Below are 17,610 nucleotides of genomic sequence, written 5' to 3'. Positions count from 1 at the left end.
CGGGGTTCTGATGGCGGGGCCTCTGCCGCTCGGTGACCCGGCGCCTTCGGATGGTCGTCTGCCCGTCGATCTGCCGCTCGACGGGAGCACGCCGTTCTCGGCGTATCTGCACATCCCGTTCTGCCGGGTGCGCTGCGGATACTGCGACTTCAACACGTACACATCCAGTGAACTCCGCGGTGCGAAGCAGGAGGACTACGCCGAGACACTCGCGTCGGAGATCGCACTCGCTCGCGACGTTTTGTCGGATGCCGGCGCGCTGCGCCCGATGGACACGGTGTTCTTCGGCGGAGGAACGCCGACGCTGCTTCCGGCGGGAGACCTGGCCAGGATGCTGGAGCGTGCGATCGACGCGTTCGGCATAGTGGACGGCGCTGAGATCACCGTCGAAGCGAATCCTGACACGGTGACGCCCGCGGTCGCACGGACGCTCGCGGACGCCGGCGTCACGAGGCTGTCCGTCGGGATGCAGTCCGCCGTCCCGCATGTACTCGCGGCTCTCGACCGCACGCATCACCCGGACAACGTGCGCACCGCGGTCGACGCGGCGAAGGACGCCGGGCTCGCCGTCAGCGTCGACTTGATCTACGGTGCACCGGGGGAGTCTCTCACCGACTGGGAGGCGTCGTTGGACGCCGCGCTCGCTCTGGATTCCGACCACGTGTCGGCTTACGCGCTGATCATCGAGGACGGGACGAAGCTCGCACGTCAGATCCGTCGCGGCGAGGTTCCGACCCCCGACGATGATCTGCAGGCCGAGATGTACGAGCTCGCCGACGGGCGCCTCGCCGCTGCAGGGTTCGACTGGTACGAACTGAGCAATTGGGCACGCAGTGATGAACAGCGCTCGCGCCACAACCTCGCCTACTGGCGCGGGAGCGACTGGTGGGGCTTCGGCCCGGGAGCGCACAGTCACGTCGCCGGTCTTCGTTGGTGGAACGTGAAGCACCCTGCCGCGTATGCGCAGCGGCTCGCGGCATCCGAATCACCGGCCGCGGGAACGGAGCGACCAGATGCGAAGGCGCACCTTCTCGAGCGTGTGCTGCTGGAGAGCAGACTGGCAGAAGGACTCGCGATCGCGGATATCCCCGAGCAGAATCGGGATCGGGTGGCCGGCCTCATCGCGGACGGCTTGATCGACGGGGCCACCGCACTGCGCGGACGGGTACGCCTCACGCTGCGCGGACGACTGCTGGCCGATGCCGTCGTGCGAGAGCTGACCGACTAGGGAAGCAGGTCCATCCCCGCAGTACGGCGTTGGGGGACAGTGGTGCTCATGGAGTCGTACACGCGTGTCAGTCGCTTCTCACCGTAAGCGGGCCAGCCGGGGGCGCCGGTCTTGATGAACGCCACCCAGGCGCCGTTCATCTCTGCGGCGAGGCCGGCTGGCGCATCAGAGCCGGCAAGACGGAGCGATTCCGCGTCGTCGAGGAGATCGAAGACGAACCCGAGTTCCAGCGCATGGGCGGCCCTGAGGTCGCGCACCGGGCTCTGCCACGCGAATTCGTACACGAACGTCGATGTGCGTCCAGAGCGTGCCGCAGCGATCCGGCTGGCGGGCGCTCGGAGCATGAAGTCCGTCGCCAGCTGTCCGAAGATCTCACCGGTCGTCGCCTGAGGCCACTCGGATCGGTAGGCCCGCTGAGCGCGACCGGAGATCCTCAGCGCGAGGCGTGCAGCGAACAGTTTGAATCGACCGATGCTTGTGAGCGCCTCCGGCGTGAACCACAGCCGGTACTCGTCGGTGTTCGTGCCGATGAGGATCGGCGTGTCGATCTCGGGCAGAACCTCGTGAGGGGAACGGGGGAGGCTCTCCGCATCGATGGCGAGCTGGAATCCGGGGGCTCCACCGAGAGGCGTCGAGCCCGTGGACTGGGCGCGACGGGCGTCGAGAAGCTGCTCCGGTGTGAGCGACGCGAATGCGTCTCGATCGGCGCGGACGCCGAGGCGTTCGGCGAGCTGCGTGCTCACCCGGCCTGCCTTGTCGGAGGGCTGGGCCACCAGCGGCCCGGACTGGATGATGGCCTGAGCGATGAGTGCACGCGAATCGTCTCTTGCGAGGAGCCCCGAGACGATGGCCCCGCCGGCGGACTCACCCATCACGGTGATGCGATCGGGATCCCCGCCGAAGACGGCGATCTCGCGGTGCACCCATTCGAGTCCGGCAGCGGCGTCGCGCAGCCCCAGATTGCGTGGCGCGCCTTCGAGCACGGAGAAGCCCTCCGAGCCGAGGCGGTAGTTGATCGATGCGAACACGATCCCGGCCCGGGCGAAGTTCGTACCGTCGTACCCGCCGAGGGCTGCTGTGCCCCGCTCCAGAGCTCCGCCGTGGATCCAGAGCACCACCGGAGCATTCGTCGCGTCCGCAGGTGCCCACACGTTCACTGTGAGGATGTCGTCGCCTTCGATCTTCACCGTTGAGAGCAGTTCCCCGATCGCTCCCAGATAGGGAAGCTGAGGCGCCGTCGCACCGAAAACGGTGGCTTCCCGCACCCCTTCCCACGGCGCGACCGGCTGCGGGGAGCGGAACCGGTTCTCGCCGAACGGCGCTGCGGCGTAGGGGACGCCGAGGAAGCGCCGGATGCCGTTCTCCTGGGAACCCTCGAGCGTGCCGGTGGAAACGGTGACCTGCGATGCGACGCTCATGACTCTCATCGTATTGTGCGGGGTAGAATTGGCACTCTGAGTATTCGAGTGCCAGGCGGGAGGGTGTGACATGGTCAGTGAACGCGGTCTGCAGGTTCTCAGAGCCATCGTGCAGGACTACGTCGAGTCGCACGAGCCCGTCGGCAGCAAATCGATCGTCGATCGGCACTCCTTCGGCGTATCGGCGGCGACGATTCGCAACGACATGGCGCAGCTCGAGGATGAGGAGCTGATCACCGCTCCGCATACGTCATCGGGCCGTGTTCCGACGGACAAGGGTTATCGAGTCTTCGTCAACCATCTCGCACAGCTGCGACCGCTTTCTACGGGTCAGCGCAGTGCCATCGAGTCGTTCCTGACGGCTCCGGCCGACCTCGATGATCTGATGGCGCGCACGGTGCGCGTGCTCACGCAGCTCACCGGTCAGGTCGCGCTCGCGCAGTATCCGTCGTTCGCTCGAGCGCACCTGACGCATATCGAAGTGGTCGCACTCGCCCCGAGCCGTCTGCTCGTGGTGCTGGTGACGGACGCCGGTGGTGTGTCGCAGCGCATCGCGGGGCTGCCGATCGATCTTGACGACGAGGACGTCGCGGTGCTGCGCGCCCGCCTGTCGGCGCTGCTCACCGGGCAATCGGTGCGTGAAGCATCCGATCGCGTGCAGCTGCTCGTCGATGCGCAGGATGGCAACCGCACGGATGCGGCCATGCGCGCTCTCGGCGCCATCATCGGTGAGGAACTCGCCGAATTCCGTCAGGAGCGATTGGTGATGGCGGGGGCGGCGACGCTGGCTCGTCGCGAACAGGACTTCCGAGGCAGCATCCATCCACTGCTCGCGGCCATCGAAGAGCAGGTGACACTGCTGCGCCTCATGAGCGAGATGGTCACAGATGAGCATGGGCTGGCGGCGAGCATCGGCACCGAGAACGAGGCGTTCGGTCTACCTGAGGCCTCGATCGTCGCGAGCAACTACGTGACCCAGGGCGGCACCGCGCGCGTCGGAGTCATGGGCCCGACGCGGATGGACTATCCGAGCAATCTTGCGGCGGCGCGGGCTGTGGCTCGTTACCTGTCGCGCATGCTCGATGAAGATGAAACGAGCCGCTGAGGCGGATCGTTCCCACGGCTTGCACATGCAGAAAGGTGATTGTGGCGGACCACTATGAGGTTCTCGGGGTGTCGCGTGACGCGACGACGGACGAGATCAAGAAGGCGTATCGGAAGCTCGCTCGGCAGCTGCACCCGGATGTGAATCCGGGCGATGACGCGGCCGAACGATTCAAGAGCGTGACGCACGCGTACGACGTGCTCAGTGACGACGATTCGCGTCGTCGGTATGACATGGGCGGTGGTGACGGCGCAGGCGGCGGCGACTTCGGTGGGTTCGGGGGCTTCGGCGACATCTTCGAGACCTTCTTCGGGGCGGCGCAGGGCGGCGGTCGTGGCGGCCGTCCGCGCTCACGTCGCGAGCGAGGCCAGGACGCGCTGGTGCGTGTGACGCTCGATCTCGGCGACGTCGTCTTCGGCGCGCACCGTGACATCGAGGTCGACACAGCGGTGCTCTGCGAGACCTGCCAGGGCTCGTGCACACAGGCGGGCACGTCGCCGGTGACCTGCGACATCTGCGGTGGGACCGGACATGTGCAGCGCCAGGTGCGCAGTCTGCTCGGCAACGTCGTCACGTCGCAGCCGTGCGGCAGCTGCGAGGGCTACGGCACCACGATCCCGCACCCGTGCGGCACATGCGGCGGTCAGGGCCGGGTGCGTTCTCGTCGCACCGTCTCGCTCGACATCCCGTCCGGCGTGGAGACGGGCCTGCGCCTGCAGCTGCCCGGCTCCGGCGAGGTCGGCAAGGCGGGCGGCCCGAACGGAGATCTGTACGTCGAGGTGTCCGTGTCTCCGCACGCGTCGTTCAGCCGCGACGGCGACGACCTGCTCGCGACACTCGAAGTCTCGATGTCGGACGCGATTCTCGGCACCGAGACCGCTATCGAAGGTCTCGACGGCACCGTCGATCTGGAGATCCGTCCAGGGGTGCAATCGGGTGATGTCCTCACGATCAAGGGCCGCGGCATCACGCCGCTGCGGGGCACTCAGCGCGGCGACCTCCGGGTGGGTGTGCAGGTGGTGACGCCGACGAAACTCGATTCGGCGCAGCGCGCGTTGATCGAGGACTTCGCGAAGAAGCAGAAGGCTGCGGGACCGCAGCTCGCACAGTTCCAGCAGGGGCTGTTCTCGAAGCTGCGGGACAAGTTCCGCCACTGATCTGGAGGCACTGCATGGCCTTGCACTTCCTTGTGGAGAGCTCCGGCACAGCGGCGATCGGCGATATCGTGTCATTGACCGGTGCCGAGGCGAAGCACGCGGCAGTCGTGCGTCGGCTGCGAGTCGGCGAAACCGTGACGATCGGCGACGGCGCCGGCACGTGGTTGGAAGGCGCGGTGACGGATGTCTCGGCGACCCGCGTCGACGTCCAGGTCACGAGCCGTTTCGATGCCGAGGCGCCGTCCACGCGCCTGGTGCTCGTGCAGGCTCTCGCCAAGGGCGATCGCGACGAGCTCGCGGTGCAGGCCGCATGCGAACTCGGCGTCGACGAGGTGGTGCCATGGCAGGCTTCACGGAGCATCTCTCGCTGGGAGGGTCCGAAGGCGGTCAAGGGTCGTGAGCGGTGGGGCGCGATCGTACGGGAGGCTTCGAAGCAGGCGCATCGTGCGTGGGTGCCCGAGGTATCGACGCCGCTGACGACGGGGCAGCTCATCGCACGAGCAGACGGACAGCGGATGCTGGTGCTCGACCCGACTGCGACCGCACGGCTGTCGGACGTGGAAGCCGACGGACGGGATCTGCTCCTCGTCGTCGGCCCGGAGGGCGGCATCACACCTGAGGAGCTCACGAAGTTCGAGGCGGCGGGCGCCGAACGCGTGCGTCTCGGCGAGACCGTGCTCCGCACATCGACGGCGGGCCCGGCGGCAATCGCCGTACTGTCCGCCGCGCTCGGTCGCTGGTAGTTCTCTCGTCCACGCGCTCGGACACCGCGGCGTCCAGCCCTCAGGTGCTCGCCGTGCGAGCGGCCTCGCCCCGTAGACTGGGAAACATGACGGAACCCTCGATCTTCACCCGAATCCTCAACGGTGACGTTCCCGGTGAGATCATCGCGTCCACGGGAAATCTGTTCGCGATTCGCGACATCGCACCGCAGGCCCCTGTGCATCTGCTCGTGATCCCCAAGACCGAGCAGTACCGCGACGTCACCGAGCTCGCAGCAGGCGATCCGGATCTGCTCGCCGAGCTCATCGCCTTCGCCGCTCAGGTCGCCGCTGATCACTCTGACGGGGACTTCCGTCTTGTGTTCAACACCGGCGCCAACGCCGGACAGACCGTGTTCCACGTCCACGCTCACGTCCTCGCCGGCGGATTGAAAGAAGAGAGCCTCGTTGCCTGACGCCAACTCCGACTCGATCGTCGAGCGCATCTACGTCGACGGAGTCGCAATGGTGCGTCTGCTCGGTCCGCAGGACCGACTTCTGCGGATGCTGGAGAAGGAGCATCCGGACGTGCAGGTGCTCGTCCGCGGCAATGAGATCACGTTGAGCGGCGAGGCAGAGCCCGTCGCCGCGGCGAAGACACTGGTGGAGGAACTGCTCACGATGACCAGAGACGGCTACGACCTCGCCCCGAGCGATGTCGAGAACTCCGCGCGCATCCTCCGTCAGGAGGGAGGCCCGCGACCGAGTGAGGTGCTCGGCGAGGCGATCCTGTCCACACGTGGCCGAGTGATCCGCCCGAAGACGCAGGGCCAGAAGGAGTATGTCGACGCGATCGAGGAGAACACGATCGTGTTCGGCATCGGTCCTGCCGGAACAGGGAAGACCTACCTCGCGATGGCGAAAGCCGTGCAGGCTCTGCAGCGCAAAGAGGTCACTCGCATCATTCTCACGCGTCCCGCCGTCGAGGCAGGGGAGCGACTCGGATTCCTTCCCGGCACGCTGAACGACAAGATCGACCCCTACCTGCGCCCGCTCTACGACGCCCTCAACGAGATGATGGATCCCGACGTCGTCCCGCGCCTGATGGCGACAGGCACGATCGAGGTCGCCCCTCTCGCCTACATGCGCGGCCGCACGCTCAATGACTCTTTCGTCGTGCTGGATGAAGCGCAGAACACGACGCCGGAGCAGATGAAGATGTTCCTCACCCGCCTCGGCTTCGGCACGAGGATGGTCGTCACCGGAGACATCACCCAGGTCGACCTGCCGCAGGGCGCATCGGGGCTCCGTCTCGTCACCCGCGTGCTGGACGACATCGAGGACATCCACTTCTCCAGGCTCACCAGCGCCGACGTCGTTCGTCATTCCCTGGTCGGCAGGATCGTCGACGCGTACAGCGAGTATGACGAGCAGCGCACAGCGCAGCGCGCCGAGCGCGAGCAGGCACACGAGTTCGCCAACCGTGCGGAACGACGTGGAGCGCTGCGGCCCGGCCCGAGGGACCGCTCGCCGAAACGAGGACACTCATCATGATCGAGATCAACAACGAATCGGCCATCGACGTCGACGAGACCGTGCTCCAGCGCCTCACCGACTTCAACCTCGCTCAGCTTCATGTCAGCGCCGATGCCGAGGTCGCGATCGTCCTCGTCGACGAGGGGGCGATGGAGGCTCTCCACGTGCAGTGGATGGATGAGCCGGGCCCGACCGACGTGCTCAGCTTCCCGATGGATGAGCTGCGGCCAGGCACCGAGGAGCGGCCGACTCCGCCCGGACTCCTCGGCGACATCGTGCTGTGCCCGCAGGTCGCCGAGGCGCAGGCCCAGGCCGCCGGCCACACGCTGATGGACGAACTCATCCTCCTCACCACGCACGGACTGCTGCACCTGCTCGGATACGATCATGCCGAACCCGAAGAGGAGCGTGAGATGTTCGGGCTGCAGAAGGAGCTGATCCAAGGGTTCGCGCGCGTCGAACGCGACCGATGACCGAGATCCTCCTGCTTCTCGCCGCCGTGCTGCTGGTGGCGTTCGGTGGTCTGATGGCGGCCATCGATGCCGCGTACGGTGTCATCTCTCGCGGTGATCTCGCAGAGATGGCCGCTGAAGGACGCAGGGCGCAGGCCCTGGAACGCATCGCCGCCGACCTCGACGCGCACGTCAACGCGATCGCCTTCATCCGAGTTCTCGTCGAGGTGACGGCCGCCGTGCTCGTGACCGTCGCATTCACCATCATGTTCGAGAACATCTGGTGGGCGATGCTCGCCGCTGCGATCCTCATGACGGGGATCACCTTCGTCCTCGTGGGCGCGAGCCCGCGGACGTTCGGACGTCAGCGCTCCGAGGGAATGATCCGCGGAACCGCCTCGATCGTCCGGGCACTTCGCCTCATCCTCGGTCCGATCGCGCAGGGCCTCGTCCTGCTCGGCAACAAGGTCACGCCAGGTGCCGGACGCAGCTCGTTCACCTCTGAGGACCAGCTGCTCAGCATGGTCGACGAGGCCGCATCCAACGACCTCATCGAAGAGGACGATCGCGATCTCATCCACTCCGTGTTCGACTTCACCGACCAGTTCGTGCGCGCCGTCATGGTGCCGCGCACCGAGATGGTGACGGTGGACGCCGAAGCCACGAACAGCGAGGCGATGGCGCTGTTCCTTCAGCGGGGTGTCTCACGGATGCCGGTGGTCGACGATGATGCGGATGATGTCGTCGGCGTGCTCTATCTCAAGGATCTGGTGCAGTTCGCATATCGCGATGACAGCGCCTGGCGCACCGCATCCATCCGCCCGATCGCGAGGCCGGCGACGTTCGTTCCGGAATCGATGCGTGCGGAGACGCTGCTGCAGCAGATGAAGCGCGACGCTGTGCACGTGTGTCTCGTGATCGACGAGCACGGCGGTATCTCGGGACTCGTCACGCTCGAAGACCTGATCGAAGAGCTCGTCGGAGAGATCTCCGACGAGTACGACCACGCTGCTGCCGAAGTGGTGGAACTGGGTGACGGCCGTTACCGCGTCAGCGCGCGACTGTCGCTGGACGATGTCGGCGATCTGTTCGGTATCGAGCTCGAAGACGAGGACGTCGATTCGATCGGCGGACTGCTCGGCAAGGCCGTGGACCAGGTCCCGCAGCCGGGCGTGACCGCGACGATCGACGGGCTCGTTCTGACCGGCGGCGCGTCGCGCGGTCGAGGCCGAGGAATCGCCACGGTGTTCGTGGAACGCGCCGCAGGCGCCACAGAGGAGACAGACGATGACTGACACAACCCGCAGCGGATTCGCGACCTTCGTCGGGCGTCCCAACGTCGGAAAATCCACGCTGACCAACGCGCTGGTCGGTGAGAAGATCGCCATCACCAGCGAGAAGCCGCAGACGACGAGGCGCGCCATCCGCGGCATCCTGAACCGCCCGGCCGGTCAACTCGTGATCGTCGACACCCCCGGCATCCACAAGCCGCGCACACTGCTCGGTGAGCGCCTGAACGACCTCGTGGAGCAGGTTCTCGGAGATGTCGACGTGATCGGATTCTGCGTCCCTGCGACCGAGAAGGTCGGTCCGGGGGACAGGCGCATCGCCGCATCCCTTGACGGCTACGCCCGAGCGAAGAAGGTCGCGATCGTCACCAAGACCGACATCGCCGATCGTGACCAGATCACCGAGCGGCTCATCGAAGTCGATGCGCTGAGGGAGGACTGGGCTGCCGTGATCCCGCTGTCAGCCCTCACCCGCGAGCAGCTCGACGTGCTCACCGATGAGATGCTCGCGATGATGCCGGAGGGGCCGGCGCTGTACCCGGAGGGGATCACGACCGATGAATCGCAGGAGGATCGGATCGCCGAGATGATCCGCGAGGCGGCGCTGGAGGGTGTGCGCGACGAACTGCCGCACTCCATCGCAGTGGTCATCGATGACATCGCGCCGCGCGAGAACAGCGATCTCACCGACGTGCACGCGCAGATCGTCGTCGAGCGCGACAGCCAGAAGGCCATCATCATCGGTCATAAGGGCAAGCGGCTGGCGGATGTCGGAAAGCGCGCCCGCGTCGGCATCGAAGAGCTGCTCGGCACGCGTGTCTTCCTCGGCCTGCACGTCAAGGTGGCCAAGGAATGGCAGCGCGACCCGAAGCAGCTGGGGCGCCTGGGGTTCTGACGTGGCGAAGCGCTGGGTCGCGGCCTCATGGGGGTCGTTCGAGGGCTGGCAGTTCGTCGAGTACGAGGCTCCGGCCCCGCTGAGCGGCGAGATCACGGTGCGCGTGCGCGCGGCGGGAATGAACCCGGCCGACCGGAAGCATGTGGCTGCGCCCCGCGCGGGTGCCGAGCTCCCGGTGCCGATCGGCTACGAGATCTCAGGCGAGATCACCGCGATCGGGCCAGACACAGCGATCGGCTCCGGTGCGGCGAGGATCGGTGACGAGGTCATCGCTTTCCGTGTCCGAGGGGGCTATGCGACCGAGCTCACCATCCCCGCCGAGAAGGCCTTCGCCAAACCGGCCCTGCTCACGCATGCTGCCGCCGCGAATCTCCTGCTGGCCGGTACGACGGCCGCTGAGATGCTCGTGGTGACGCGGGCGCAGGCAGGGGAGACGATCCTGCTGCACGGTGCCTCCGGTGCCGTCGGAGTCAGTGTGCTGCAGCAGGCGGCGCGCCGAGGCATCCGCGTAATCGGCACTGCGCGCGCGGCCCGCTTCGACGAGGTGCGCCGATTCGGCGGCATCCCGATCGCTTATGGCGAGGGGCTCCTCGACCGCGCGCGCGATGCTGCCGGCGTCGAGATCGCGGCTGCGCTGGATGCCGTCGGCACTGACGAGGCGGTCGATGTGTCGCTGGAACTCGTCGCAGACAGGGATCGCATCGTCACGATCGCGGCGGCCGGCCGCGCCCGTGCTGAAGGCTTCCGCTGGATCGTCGGTTCTGCGCCGGAAAGTGCACGCTTCCGCGACAGCATCCGGGGCGAGCTCGTGAACCTCGCGGCGCGCGGAATGCTGGAGGTGCCGGTCGCCCGCACTTATCCGCTCGCGGAAGCAGTCGAGGCGACCCGTCATCTTGCCGAGGAGCACCCTGGCGGCAAGCTCGCCCTCATCCCGTGACCCGACGGCGCTCCCTCCGGGCGCGGGCGCCTACTCGATCGCGACGGTCCAGAGTGCAGAGCGGATGACCACGACGCCTCGGCCGAAGTCTTCGTCAGCAGCTTCTTGGAGCGTGCCGTCATCCCAGACGACGTCGACCACGAGGTAGCCGTCCTCGACGCCGCTGGTGAGATGCGTGTCCGGTTCCAGGAGCGTGGTGATCGTCTCCTGGATCGTGGCGAGTTCCTTCTCGCTCGCGGCTCCTGGCTCACCGTTGATCGGTTCAGGGCGAGCGACCGTGTCGAACAGCGCGAGGGGGACGGGGGTGTGCGTGGGAGTGAAGCTGGTGCCGTCGTACGTTCCAGACATCCCGTAGGCACCCCAGCGCGTGGTGCCGGACTCATCGTCGGGTTCGAGGCCGGCCCACGACCAGCCCTCAAGAGGGACGCCGACGCATTGCGGCGGATATGACTCCATGACGGCGCCGAGGCAGAGCTGTGCGTCCCCGTCCACGTCGATGACGGTGCCGGTCGCGATCACCTCGGCTGCGGGAGGGCTCGGCTCCTGAGAACCCAGGCTGTACCCGGCATCCGCATTGCTGGGCGCGGGGGATCCGACTCCGGCCGAACAGCCTGCGAGAAGGAGAGCGGAGAGGCTGAGCGCAATGGTGCGTACCGTGAGGGTACGAGCGGATGCTGTGTCCATACTTTCCAGTGTCGCGAGCGACGTGATCGTCTCAGTCTCTGTCGGATGAGTGAGTCGATGCCTACCAGGATTTGGTGAGGCGCGCGCGCTCGGGTGTACGCTGATGCCATGCCTTTCGGCGGTCTGCTTCTTCTTAGCTGCCGCGACGAGTCCTGACAGCTAGGGCCTTCCTCGTCGCGGCGCTTGTGTTGGCCCGATCATTCTGACGAAGAGAAGAAGCCCATCATGCAGAACTCCCAGCGCCCGTCCGCGATGCCGATCCACAAGTACCGGCCGTTCCACGAGCTGATCACCGTCGACCTTCCCGATCGCACCTGGCCGTCCAAGCGGATCACCGAGGCACCCCGCTGGTGCGCCGTCGATCTGCGCGACGGCAATCAGGCGCTCATCGATCCGATGTCGCCCGAGCGCAAACGCGTCATGTTCCAGTTGCTCGTCGACATGGGCTACAAGGAGATCGAGGTCGGATTCCCTTCTGCCAGCCAGACCGACTTCGACTTCGTGCGCCAGCTCATCGAAGAGAACCTCATCCCGGATGACGTCACGATCCAGGTGCTGACGCAGGCGCGCGAGCACCTCATCGAGCGCACCTACGAGTCGATCGCCGGAGCCAAACAGGCCATCGTGCACCTGTACAACTCGACCAGCGTGCTGCAGCGCGATGTCGTGTTCCGCACCGACAAGCAGGGCATCATCGACATCGCCCTCGAGGGTGCTCGTCTGTGCCGCGAGTACGAGAAGCGCATTCCCGAGACGCAGGTGTTCTACGAGTACTCGCCGGAGAGCTACACCGGCACCGAACTCGAGTTCGCCCTCGACATCTGCAACCAGGTCATCGAGGTGTTCGAGCCGACCCCTGATCGCAAGGTCATCATCAATCTGCCGGCCACGGTCGAGATGGCATCCCCGAACGTCTACGCCGACTCGATCGAGTGGATGAGTCGCCGCCTGGCCCACCGTGAGAACATCATCCTGTCGCTGCACCCGCACAACGACCGGGGCACAGCGATCGCGGCGGCGGAGCTCGGCTACATGGCCGGCGCCGACCGCATCGAGGGATGCCTCTTCGGCAACGGCGAGCGCACAGGCAACGTCGACATCGTCGCCCTGGGCATCAACCTGTTCACGCAGGGCATCGACCCGCAGATCGACTTCAGCGACATCGACCAGGTCAAGCGCACGGTCGAGTACTGCAACCAGCTGCCGGTACCTGAGCGCAGTCCCTGGGCGGGCGACCTCGTGTTCACGGCCTTCAGCGGGTCGCACCAGGATGCGATCAAGAAGGGCTTCGAGGCCATGGCCGCAAAGGCCGCCGAGAAGGGCGTCACAGTCGACGAGATCGAGTGGGCGGTTCCGTACCTGCCCATCGACCCGAAGGACCTCGGACGCTCGTACGAGGCCGTCATCCGCGTGAACTCGCAGTCCGGCAAGGGCGGTGTCGCCTACTTGCTGAAGACCGATCACGCGATCGACCTGCCGCGCAAGTTGCAGATCGAGTTCTCCGGAGTCGTGCAGTCGAAGACGGATGCCGAAGGCGGCGAGGTCACCAGCGCACAGATCTGGTCCATCTTCAACGACGAGTACCTGCCATCCGATGACGCCGAGGCGAAGTGGGGGCGCTTCGAGCTGCTCGCGACGCAGACGCGCAGCGACATGTCCGGCGAGGTGGTGCTCGATGTCACTCTCCGCGACGAGGAGCAGCAGTACGCCGTCTCCGGTCAGGGCAACGGCCCGGTCGCCGCGTTCGTCGAGGTGCTGCGCGCGCAGGGCTTCGACATCACGGTGTACGACTACGTCGAACATGCTCTCAGCTCTGGTGGGGACGCGCAGGCCGCGGCGTACGTCGAACTGCAGGTCGGCGACCAGCGCCTGTGGGGCGTCGGCATCGACGGTGACATCTCCACGGCCTCGCTCAAGGCGATCGTTTCCGGAGTGAACCGCTCGATCCGCACCCGTCAGCCGGAACTCGCCACCGCCTAGGGCTTCACGATCGGGATGGCGCCGGTCTCTGCCGCCACCTTGCGGCGGTAGAGGCGGCGCTGCTCCGGCAGGGAGACGTCGAAGATCACGGCGAGCACACGGATCACGGCCGTCACGACGAGGCCGATAACGCCGGCGATCGTGATGCTGACGCCGAACGCGTGCACCGTGACGATCACACTGCAGCCCAGGAGAGCGGCGACGGCATAGAGCGATCCCACGTGCATGATCGCGACGGGCAGCCCCATGATGACGTCGCGCAGGATGCTGCCACCGACGGCGGCGCACGCGCCGATGAAGACCGCAGGCACGGCCGGAACACCCAGACCGAGTGCCTTGCTGGTGCCAAAAGCACCGAACATTCCGATCACGACGGCATCGAGACCGACGATGACGGCGTTCGCCCGGTTCAGGAGACCGGCAAGCAGCATCCCGAGGATGGCGGCACCACCGGCGGCGATCAGATACCAGTTGTTCTGCAACGTCGCCGGTGGCTGTCCCAGCAGCAGGTCTCGGATGAGACCCCCGCCCATCCCGATGAGGATGCCGATGATCGCCACGCCCAGCAGATCGAGTCGACGTTGGCCCTGGAAGCCGGAGGCGAACATCGCCCCCTGGATGCCGCCGAGGCCGACGCCGAGAAGGTCCGCCCAGAGCGGAATGGTGAAGAGCGGTTCGGTCACACGACCATTGTGTCGTGGACGGAGGATAATCGGACAGTGCCCACCTATCGAGATGAAGCGGTGATCCTGCGCACTCACAAGCTCGGTGAGGCGGATCGCATCGTCACCATGCTCTCGCGCCGCAACGGCAAGATCCGCGCGGTGGCCAAGGGCGTGCGCCGCACCTCGTCGAAATTCGGCTCGCGGCTCGAGCCCTTCATGGTCGCGGATCTGCAGCTGTATCAGGGGCGATCACTCGACATCGTGCAGCAGGCGGAGTCGTTGGGTGCGTACGGCGCCGACATCGCCGCCCACTACGACCGCTTCACCTCGGCCAATGCCATGGTCGAGACCGCCGACCGCCTGAGCGACGCCGAGGCGACGCCTGAGCAGTACCTGCTGCTGGTCGGGGGGCTTCGCGCGCTTTCACGTGGCGAGCACGCACCGCGCAGCATCCTGGACTCCTATCTGCTGCGTGTGATGGCGCTGTCAGGCTGGGCGCCCTCGCTCAGCGACTGCGCCCGGTGCGCCGCGCCGGGTCCGCACACGCACTTCATCGGTCAGCTCGGCGGCCTCGTCTGCGTGAACTGCGCTCCTGCCGGCAGCCCGCGGATCTCGCCGTCGACGCTGCAGCTGCTGCGGTCGCTCATGCAGGGGGATTGGGATGCTGTCGATGCGGCGCCGCGTTCCGACACCGCTGCGGCTTCCGGGCTCGTGTCGGCCTATGCGCAGTTTCATCTGGAACGCGGCATCCGCTCGCTCGCCCACGTCTCTGACTCGTCTGGAGAGGGAACCCGTTGACCCCGAAGCCCTACACGCACAAGGATGCCGTCGCGTATCGCCCGCTCGATTGGACCGGCGTGCATCCGCCGGCGTTCGGGAAGGTTCCCGAGCACGTGGCGATCGTGATGGACGGCAACGGGCGCTGGGCCAACAAGCGCGGTCTCACCCGCATCGAAGGTCATAAGGCGGGCGAGGAGGTGCTGCTCGACGTCGTCGCGGGCGCCATACAAGCAGGCGTGAAGCATCTGTCGGTGTACGCGTTCTCGACCGAGAACTGGGCCCGCTCGCCCGACGAGGTGCGCTTTCTGATGGGATACAACCGCGACGTGCTGCACCGTCGGCGCGAGCAGCTCAACGAGTGGGGCGTGCGGATCCGCTGGGCCGGGCGCAAGCCGCGCCTGTGGGGATCGGTCATCAAGGAGCTGCAGCGCGCCGAGGAGCTGACCAAGGACAACGATGTCCTGACGCTGACGATGTGCGTGAACTACGGCGGACGCGTCGAGCTGGTCGATGCCATGCGCTCTCTCGCCGGTGAGGTGGCGGCCGGGCGGCTTAAGCCCAAGGCGATCACCGAGAAGATGATCGGCCGTCAGCTCTACGTGCCGGAGATGCCGGACGTCGACCTGTTCCTGCGCAGTTCGGGGGAGCAGCGCACCTCGAACTTCCTCCTCTGGCAGTCGGCCTACGCCGAGATGGTGTTCCTCGACACTCTGTGGCCGGACTTCTCACGCCAGGAGCTGTGGCGTGCGATCGAGATCTACGTGTCGCGCGACCGGCGTTTCGGCGGCGCGGTGGACGCTCCAACGTCCTGACCCCGGGATACTTGGCTGGTCGAATCACGCGTGCAGGGCGACACGCCGTGGCTTGTCCAGCCATCCGTGCAGATCGTCATGCATCCGTACCGGGAACGTCGCAGCGGCAGTGCGGGGCGGGTGGTTCGGTGCGCTCAGCGATCGGCCATCCGGTCAAGCCATCGTTCGGTCTCACGGGGATGCGTGAGCCGAACGATCGTGAGGTGGGGATACTCGGTCTCGATCAGCGGCATCCGCTCGTCCCACTTGTGGCGCGTGCTCGTCTGCCAGCGCAGGATGTCGTTCTCGCCGCTCCACGCCCCTCGCGTCCACGCCGCGGGTTCGACGTTCCCGTTCCATAGCGGCGTGCGCAGGATGCGGCGCTGCAACGTTCTTCGGATCAAGCGCCAGCGCACCACGCGATACGGGTAGTCGAGCCAGATCGCGACCTGCGCGCGCGACGTCATGATCTCATCGGTGCCCTTGCTGGTGTACTGCCACTCGGTGATCCAGCGGTCGGTCGCGGCGAATGCGCGCACATCGTCGAGGAACTCGGGTCGGGGCGTCCAGTTCGGGCCGTGGAAGAGCCCGTCGATCTCGATGTGCTCCAGCAGCCAGAGGTTCGCGAGGCGGCGCGCGAGTGTGGTCTTCCCTGAACCGGTGACCCCGGCGACCAGCACGCGCTCCGGTTGAAAGGGGAGCGGATCGCCGGCGGAGAGCATCCGAAGATGCTATCAACGGAATACGTCGCGGCGCGGCGGCGTTTGCAACGGTGTGAGTGAACCCATCTCGATTGACATCTGGTCCGACATCGCCTGCCCCTGGTGCTACATCGGCAAGCGCAACCTCGAAACAGGTCTCGCGGCCGTCGCCGCCGATGACGATGCTCCGAAGGTCGAAGTGACCTTCCACTCGTTCGAGCTGTCGCCCGACACACCGGTCGACTTCGACGGTGACGAGATCGACTTCCTCGCAGGACACAAGGGAATGCCGCGCGAGCAGGTGGAGGGGATGCTGGCGAACGTCACCGGTATCGCCAAGAACGCCGGCCTCGAATACCGCTTCGACCTGCTGAAGCACACCAACACGGTCAAGGCTCACGAGCTGCTGCACCACGCCAAGGCGAACGATCTGCAGCACGCGATGGAAGAGCGGCTGATGTCGGCGTACTTCACCGAAGGCAAGCATGTCGGCCGTATCGACGATCTGGTCGAGCTCGCGGTCGAGGTCGGCCTGGATGCCGATGAGGCCCGTGCCGCGCTCGAGAGCGACCGTCACCTTCCCGCCGTCCGACAGGATCAGGCGCAGGCGCGCGCCTACGGCATCCAGGGCGTGCCGTTCTTCGTCATCGACGGCCAGTACGGCATCAGCGGCGCGCAGCCTCCCGAGACGTTCGAGAACGTTCTTCGCGACCTCTGGGCCAAGCGCGGCGAGACCGACGCCACGCAGAGCGAGTCCGAAGAGGCCGCGGTCTAGCGGACCAGGGCGCCCTCGATCGCTTCGACGATCTCGGGGGCGTCCGGCTTCTGCTTCGGACGGAAGCGCTTGACCGAGCCATCGGGCAGCACGAGGAATTTCTCGAAGTTCCACTCGACACGACCGGCCTTGCCGCCGGCATCCGGGTTCTCCCTGAGCGCCTTGTAGAGCTCAGAGGCCTTCTTGCCGTTGACCTTGACCTTGTCGTTCACGGGGAAGCTCACGCCGTACGTGGTTGAGCAGAACTCCAGAATCTGCTCCAGCGAGCCCGGCTCCTGGCCCATGAACTGATTGCTCGGGAATCCGACGACGCTGAAGCCGCGGTCACCGTAGCTGCGCTGCAGCTGCTCGAGCTGCTCGTACTGAGGGGTGAGGCCGCATTTCGATGCCACATTGACGACGAGAAGCACGTCGGCGCCGAAGTCGTCGAGAGTCTTCTCGGCGCCCCTCGCGTCCGTGAACGGGATCTTGCGTACGTTGGAATCGGTCATATCCACAGCCTATGACGAGGTGCGG

At 66.4% G+C, this 17,610-nt stretch carries 19 protein-coding genes; 14 read left to right on the top strand and 5 right to left on the bottom strand.

Annotation, left to right across the window (positions count from 1 at the left end; translation table 11 throughout):
- Positions 1-10: 10 nt before the first annotated feature.
- Positions 11-1,228, top strand: coding sequence for a radical SAM family heme chaperone HemW (hemW, locus tag QFZ46_RS19815; protein ID WP_307364361.1), 1,218 nt, complete (start codon positions 11-13; stop codon positions 1,226-1,228).
- Here the strand turns inward: hemW and QFZ46_RS19810 are convergent.
- A complete protein-coding gene (locus QFZ46_RS19810; protein WP_307364359.1) occupies positions 1,225-2,646 on the bottom strand; it encodes a carboxylesterase/lipase family protein in 1,422 nt (473 codons plus the stop codon). The two genes, hemW and QFZ46_RS19810, sit on opposite strands and share 4 nt — an antisense overlap.
- A gap of 70 nt (positions 2,647-2,716) precedes the next feature.
- On the opposite strand from QFZ46_RS19810, the gene hrcA reads away from it, so the two are divergent.
- From hrcA to QFZ46_RS19765, 9 genes are all read left to right on the top strand, one after another.
- Positions 2,717-3,751, top strand: coding sequence for a heat-inducible transcriptional repressor HrcA (hrcA, locus tag QFZ46_RS19805; protein WP_307364357.1), 1,035 nt, complete (start codon positions 2,717-2,719; stop codon positions 3,749-3,751).
- A gap of 41 nt (positions 3,752-3,792) precedes the next feature.
- Positions 3,793-4,908, top strand: a complete 1,116-nt coding sequence (gene dnaJ / locus QFZ46_RS19800; protein WP_307364355.1) for a molecular chaperone DnaJ — start codon at positions 3,793-3,795, stop codon at positions 4,906-4,908.
- 14 nt (positions 4,909-4,922) lie between these two features.
- Positions 4,923-5,651 (top strand): 16S rRNA (uracil(1498)-N(3))-methyltransferase, encoded by a 729-nt coding sequence (locus tag QFZ46_RS19795; protein WP_307364353.1) that lies wholly within the window; start codon positions 4,923-4,925, stop codon positions 5,649-5,651.
- Positions 5,652-5,737: 86 nt separating this feature from the next.
- Positions 5,738-6,085 carry an HIT domain-containing protein gene (locus tag QFZ46_RS19790; protein ID WP_307364351.1) on the top strand — a complete coding sequence of 116 codons (348 nt, stop codon included), beginning with the start codon at positions 5,738-5,740 and terminating at the stop codon, positions 6,083-6,085.
- A 49-nt stretch (positions 6,086-6,134) separates the two neighbouring features.
- The gene (locus tag QFZ46_RS19785; RefSeq protein WP_307364703.1) at positions 6,135-7,163 is read left to right on the top strand and encodes a PhoH family protein; all 1,029 of its coding nucleotides are present in this window, start codon (positions 6,135-6,137) and stop codon (positions 7,161-7,163) included.
- Positions 7,157-7,618, top strand: a complete 462-nt coding sequence (gene ybeY, locus QFZ46_RS19780; RefSeq protein ID WP_259062230.1) for an rRNA maturation RNase YbeY — start codon at positions 7,157-7,159, stop codon at positions 7,616-7,618. The genes QFZ46_RS19785 and ybeY overlap by 7 nt, the downstream gene beginning before the upstream one ends.
- Positions 7,615-8,892 (top strand): hemolysin family protein, encoded by a 1,278-nt coding sequence (locus tag QFZ46_RS19775; protein ID WP_307364349.1) that lies wholly within the window; start codon positions 7,615-7,617, stop codon positions 8,890-8,892. The genes ybeY and QFZ46_RS19775 overlap by 4 nt, the downstream gene beginning before the upstream one ends.
- Positions 8,885-9,781 (top strand): GTPase Era, encoded by an 897-nt coding sequence (gene era, locus QFZ46_RS19770; protein WP_307364346.1) that lies wholly within the window; start codon positions 8,885-8,887, stop codon positions 9,779-9,781. Before QFZ46_RS19775 ends, era begins: the two co-directional genes overlap by 8 nt.
- Position 9,782: 1 nt before the next feature.
- Positions 9,783-10,718: a zinc-binding dehydrogenase gene (locus QFZ46_RS19765; protein WP_307364344.1), complete on the top strand. Its 936-nt coding sequence runs from the start codon at positions 9,783-9,785 to the stop codon at positions 10,716-10,718.
- A gap of 30 nt (positions 10,719-10,748) precedes the next feature.
- On the opposite strand, the gene QFZ46_RS19760 is transcribed toward QFZ46_RS19765, so the two are convergent.
- Complete coding sequence (locus tag QFZ46_RS19760) at positions 10,749-11,402, bottom strand: hypothetical protein (RefSeq protein WP_307364342.1); 654 nt, start codon at positions 11,400-11,402, stop codon at positions 10,749-10,751.
- 225 nt (positions 11,403-11,627) lie between these two features.
- Between QFZ46_RS19760 and leuA the strand changes: the two genes are divergently transcribed.
- The gene (gene leuA, locus QFZ46_RS19755; protein ID WP_307364339.1) at positions 11,628-13,382 is read left to right on the top strand and encodes a 2-isopropylmalate synthase; all 1,755 of its coding nucleotides are present in this window, start codon (positions 11,628-11,630) and stop codon (positions 13,380-13,382) included.
- Here the strand turns inward: leuA and QFZ46_RS19750 are convergent.
- A complete protein-coding gene (locus QFZ46_RS19750) occupies positions 13,379-14,065 on the bottom strand; it encodes a trimeric intracellular cation channel family protein (RefSeq protein WP_307364337.1) in 687 nt (228 codons plus the stop codon). The two genes, leuA and QFZ46_RS19750, sit on opposite strands and share 4 nt — an antisense overlap.
- Positions 14,066-14,101: 36 nt before the next feature.
- Here QFZ46_RS19750 and recO point away from each other — a divergent pair, with 36 nt between their 5' ends.
- Entirely contained in the window at positions 14,102-14,845 is a 744-nt protein-coding gene (recO, locus tag QFZ46_RS19745) for a DNA repair protein RecO (protein ID WP_307364335.1), read from the top strand.
- Positions 14,842-15,639: an isoprenyl transferase gene (locus QFZ46_RS19740; RefSeq protein WP_307364333.1), complete on the top strand. Its 798-nt coding sequence runs from the start codon at positions 14,842-14,844 to the stop codon at positions 15,637-15,639. The genes recO and QFZ46_RS19740 overlap by 4 nt, the downstream gene beginning before the upstream one ends.
- Before the next feature lie 134 nt (positions 15,640-15,773).
- On the opposite strand, the gene QFZ46_RS19735 is transcribed toward QFZ46_RS19740, so the two are convergent.
- Positions 15,774-16,340 carry an AAA family ATPase gene (locus QFZ46_RS19735; RefSeq protein ID WP_307364331.1) on the bottom strand — a complete coding sequence of 189 codons (567 nt, stop codon included), beginning with the start codon at positions 16,338-16,340 and terminating at the stop codon, positions 15,774-15,776.
- 52 nt (positions 16,341-16,392) lie between these two features.
- On the opposite strand from QFZ46_RS19735, the gene QFZ46_RS19730 reads away from it, so the two are divergent.
- A complete protein-coding gene (locus tag QFZ46_RS19730) occupies positions 16,393-17,094 on the top strand; it encodes a DsbA family oxidoreductase (protein ID WP_307364329.1) in 702 nt (233 codons plus the stop codon).
- Here the strand turns inward: QFZ46_RS19730 and QFZ46_RS19725 are convergent.
- A complete protein-coding gene (locus QFZ46_RS19725; protein WP_307364327.1) occupies positions 17,091-17,585 on the bottom strand; it encodes a glutathione peroxidase in 495 nt (164 codons plus the stop codon). The two genes, QFZ46_RS19730 and QFZ46_RS19725, sit on opposite strands and share 4 nt — an antisense overlap.
- Between the last annotated feature and the right edge of the window lie 25 nt (positions 17,586-17,610).

It is taken from the genome of Microbacterium murale (assembly GCF_030815955.1).
In the GTDB taxonomy this organism is placed as follows: domain Bacteria; phylum Actinomycetota; class Actinomycetes; order Actinomycetales; family Microbacteriaceae; genus Microbacterium; species Microbacterium murale_A.
The sequence above is the reverse complement of the archived record's forward strand: the minus strand, read 5'-3'. Positions and strand labels throughout refer to the sequence as shown.

Coding starts and splice junctions, on each gene's coding strand:
- hemW (WP_307364361.1), top strand. CDS start 11: ATGGCGGGGCCTCTGCCGCTCGGTGACCCGGCGCCTTCGGATGGTCGT.
- QFZ46_RS19810 (WP_307364359.1), bottom strand. CDS start 2,646: ATGAGCGTCGCATCGCAGGTCACCGTTTCCACCGGCACGCTCGAGGGT.
- hrcA (WP_307364357.1), top strand. CDS start 2,717: ATGGTCAGTGAACGCGGTCTGCAGGTTCTCAGAGCCATCGTGCAGGAC.
- QFZ46_RS19795 (WP_307364353.1), top strand. CDS start 4,923: ATGGCCTTGCACTTCCTTGTGGAGAGCTCCGGCACAGCGGCGATCGGC.
- QFZ46_RS19790 (WP_307364351.1), top strand. CDS start 5,738: ATGACGGAACCCTCGATCTTCACCCGAATCCTCAACGGTGACGTTCCC.
- QFZ46_RS19785 (WP_307364703.1), top strand. CDS start 6,135: ATGGTGCGTCTGCTCGGTCCGCAGGACCGACTTCTGCGGATGCTGGAG.
- QFZ46_RS19775 (WP_307364349.1), top strand. CDS start 7,615: ATGACCGAGATCCTCCTGCTTCTCGCCGCCGTGCTGCTGGTGGCGTTC.
- era (WP_307364346.1), top strand. CDS start 8,885: ATGACTGACACAACCCGCAGCGGATTCGCGACCTTCGTCGGGCGTCCC.
- QFZ46_RS19760 (WP_307364342.1), bottom strand. CDS start 11,402: ATGGACACAGCATCCGCTCGTACCCTCACGGTACGCACCATTGCGCTC.
- leuA (WP_307364339.1), top strand. CDS start 11,628: ATGCAGAACTCCCAGCGCCCGTCCGCGATGCCGATCCACAAGTACCGG.
- QFZ46_RS19735 (WP_307364331.1), bottom strand. CDS start 16,340: ATGCTCTCCGCCGGCGATCCGCTCCCCTTTCAACCGGAGCGCGTGCTG.
- QFZ46_RS19725 (WP_307364327.1), bottom strand. CDS start 17,585: ATGACCGATTCCAACGTACGCAAGATCCCGTTCACGGACGCGAGGGGC.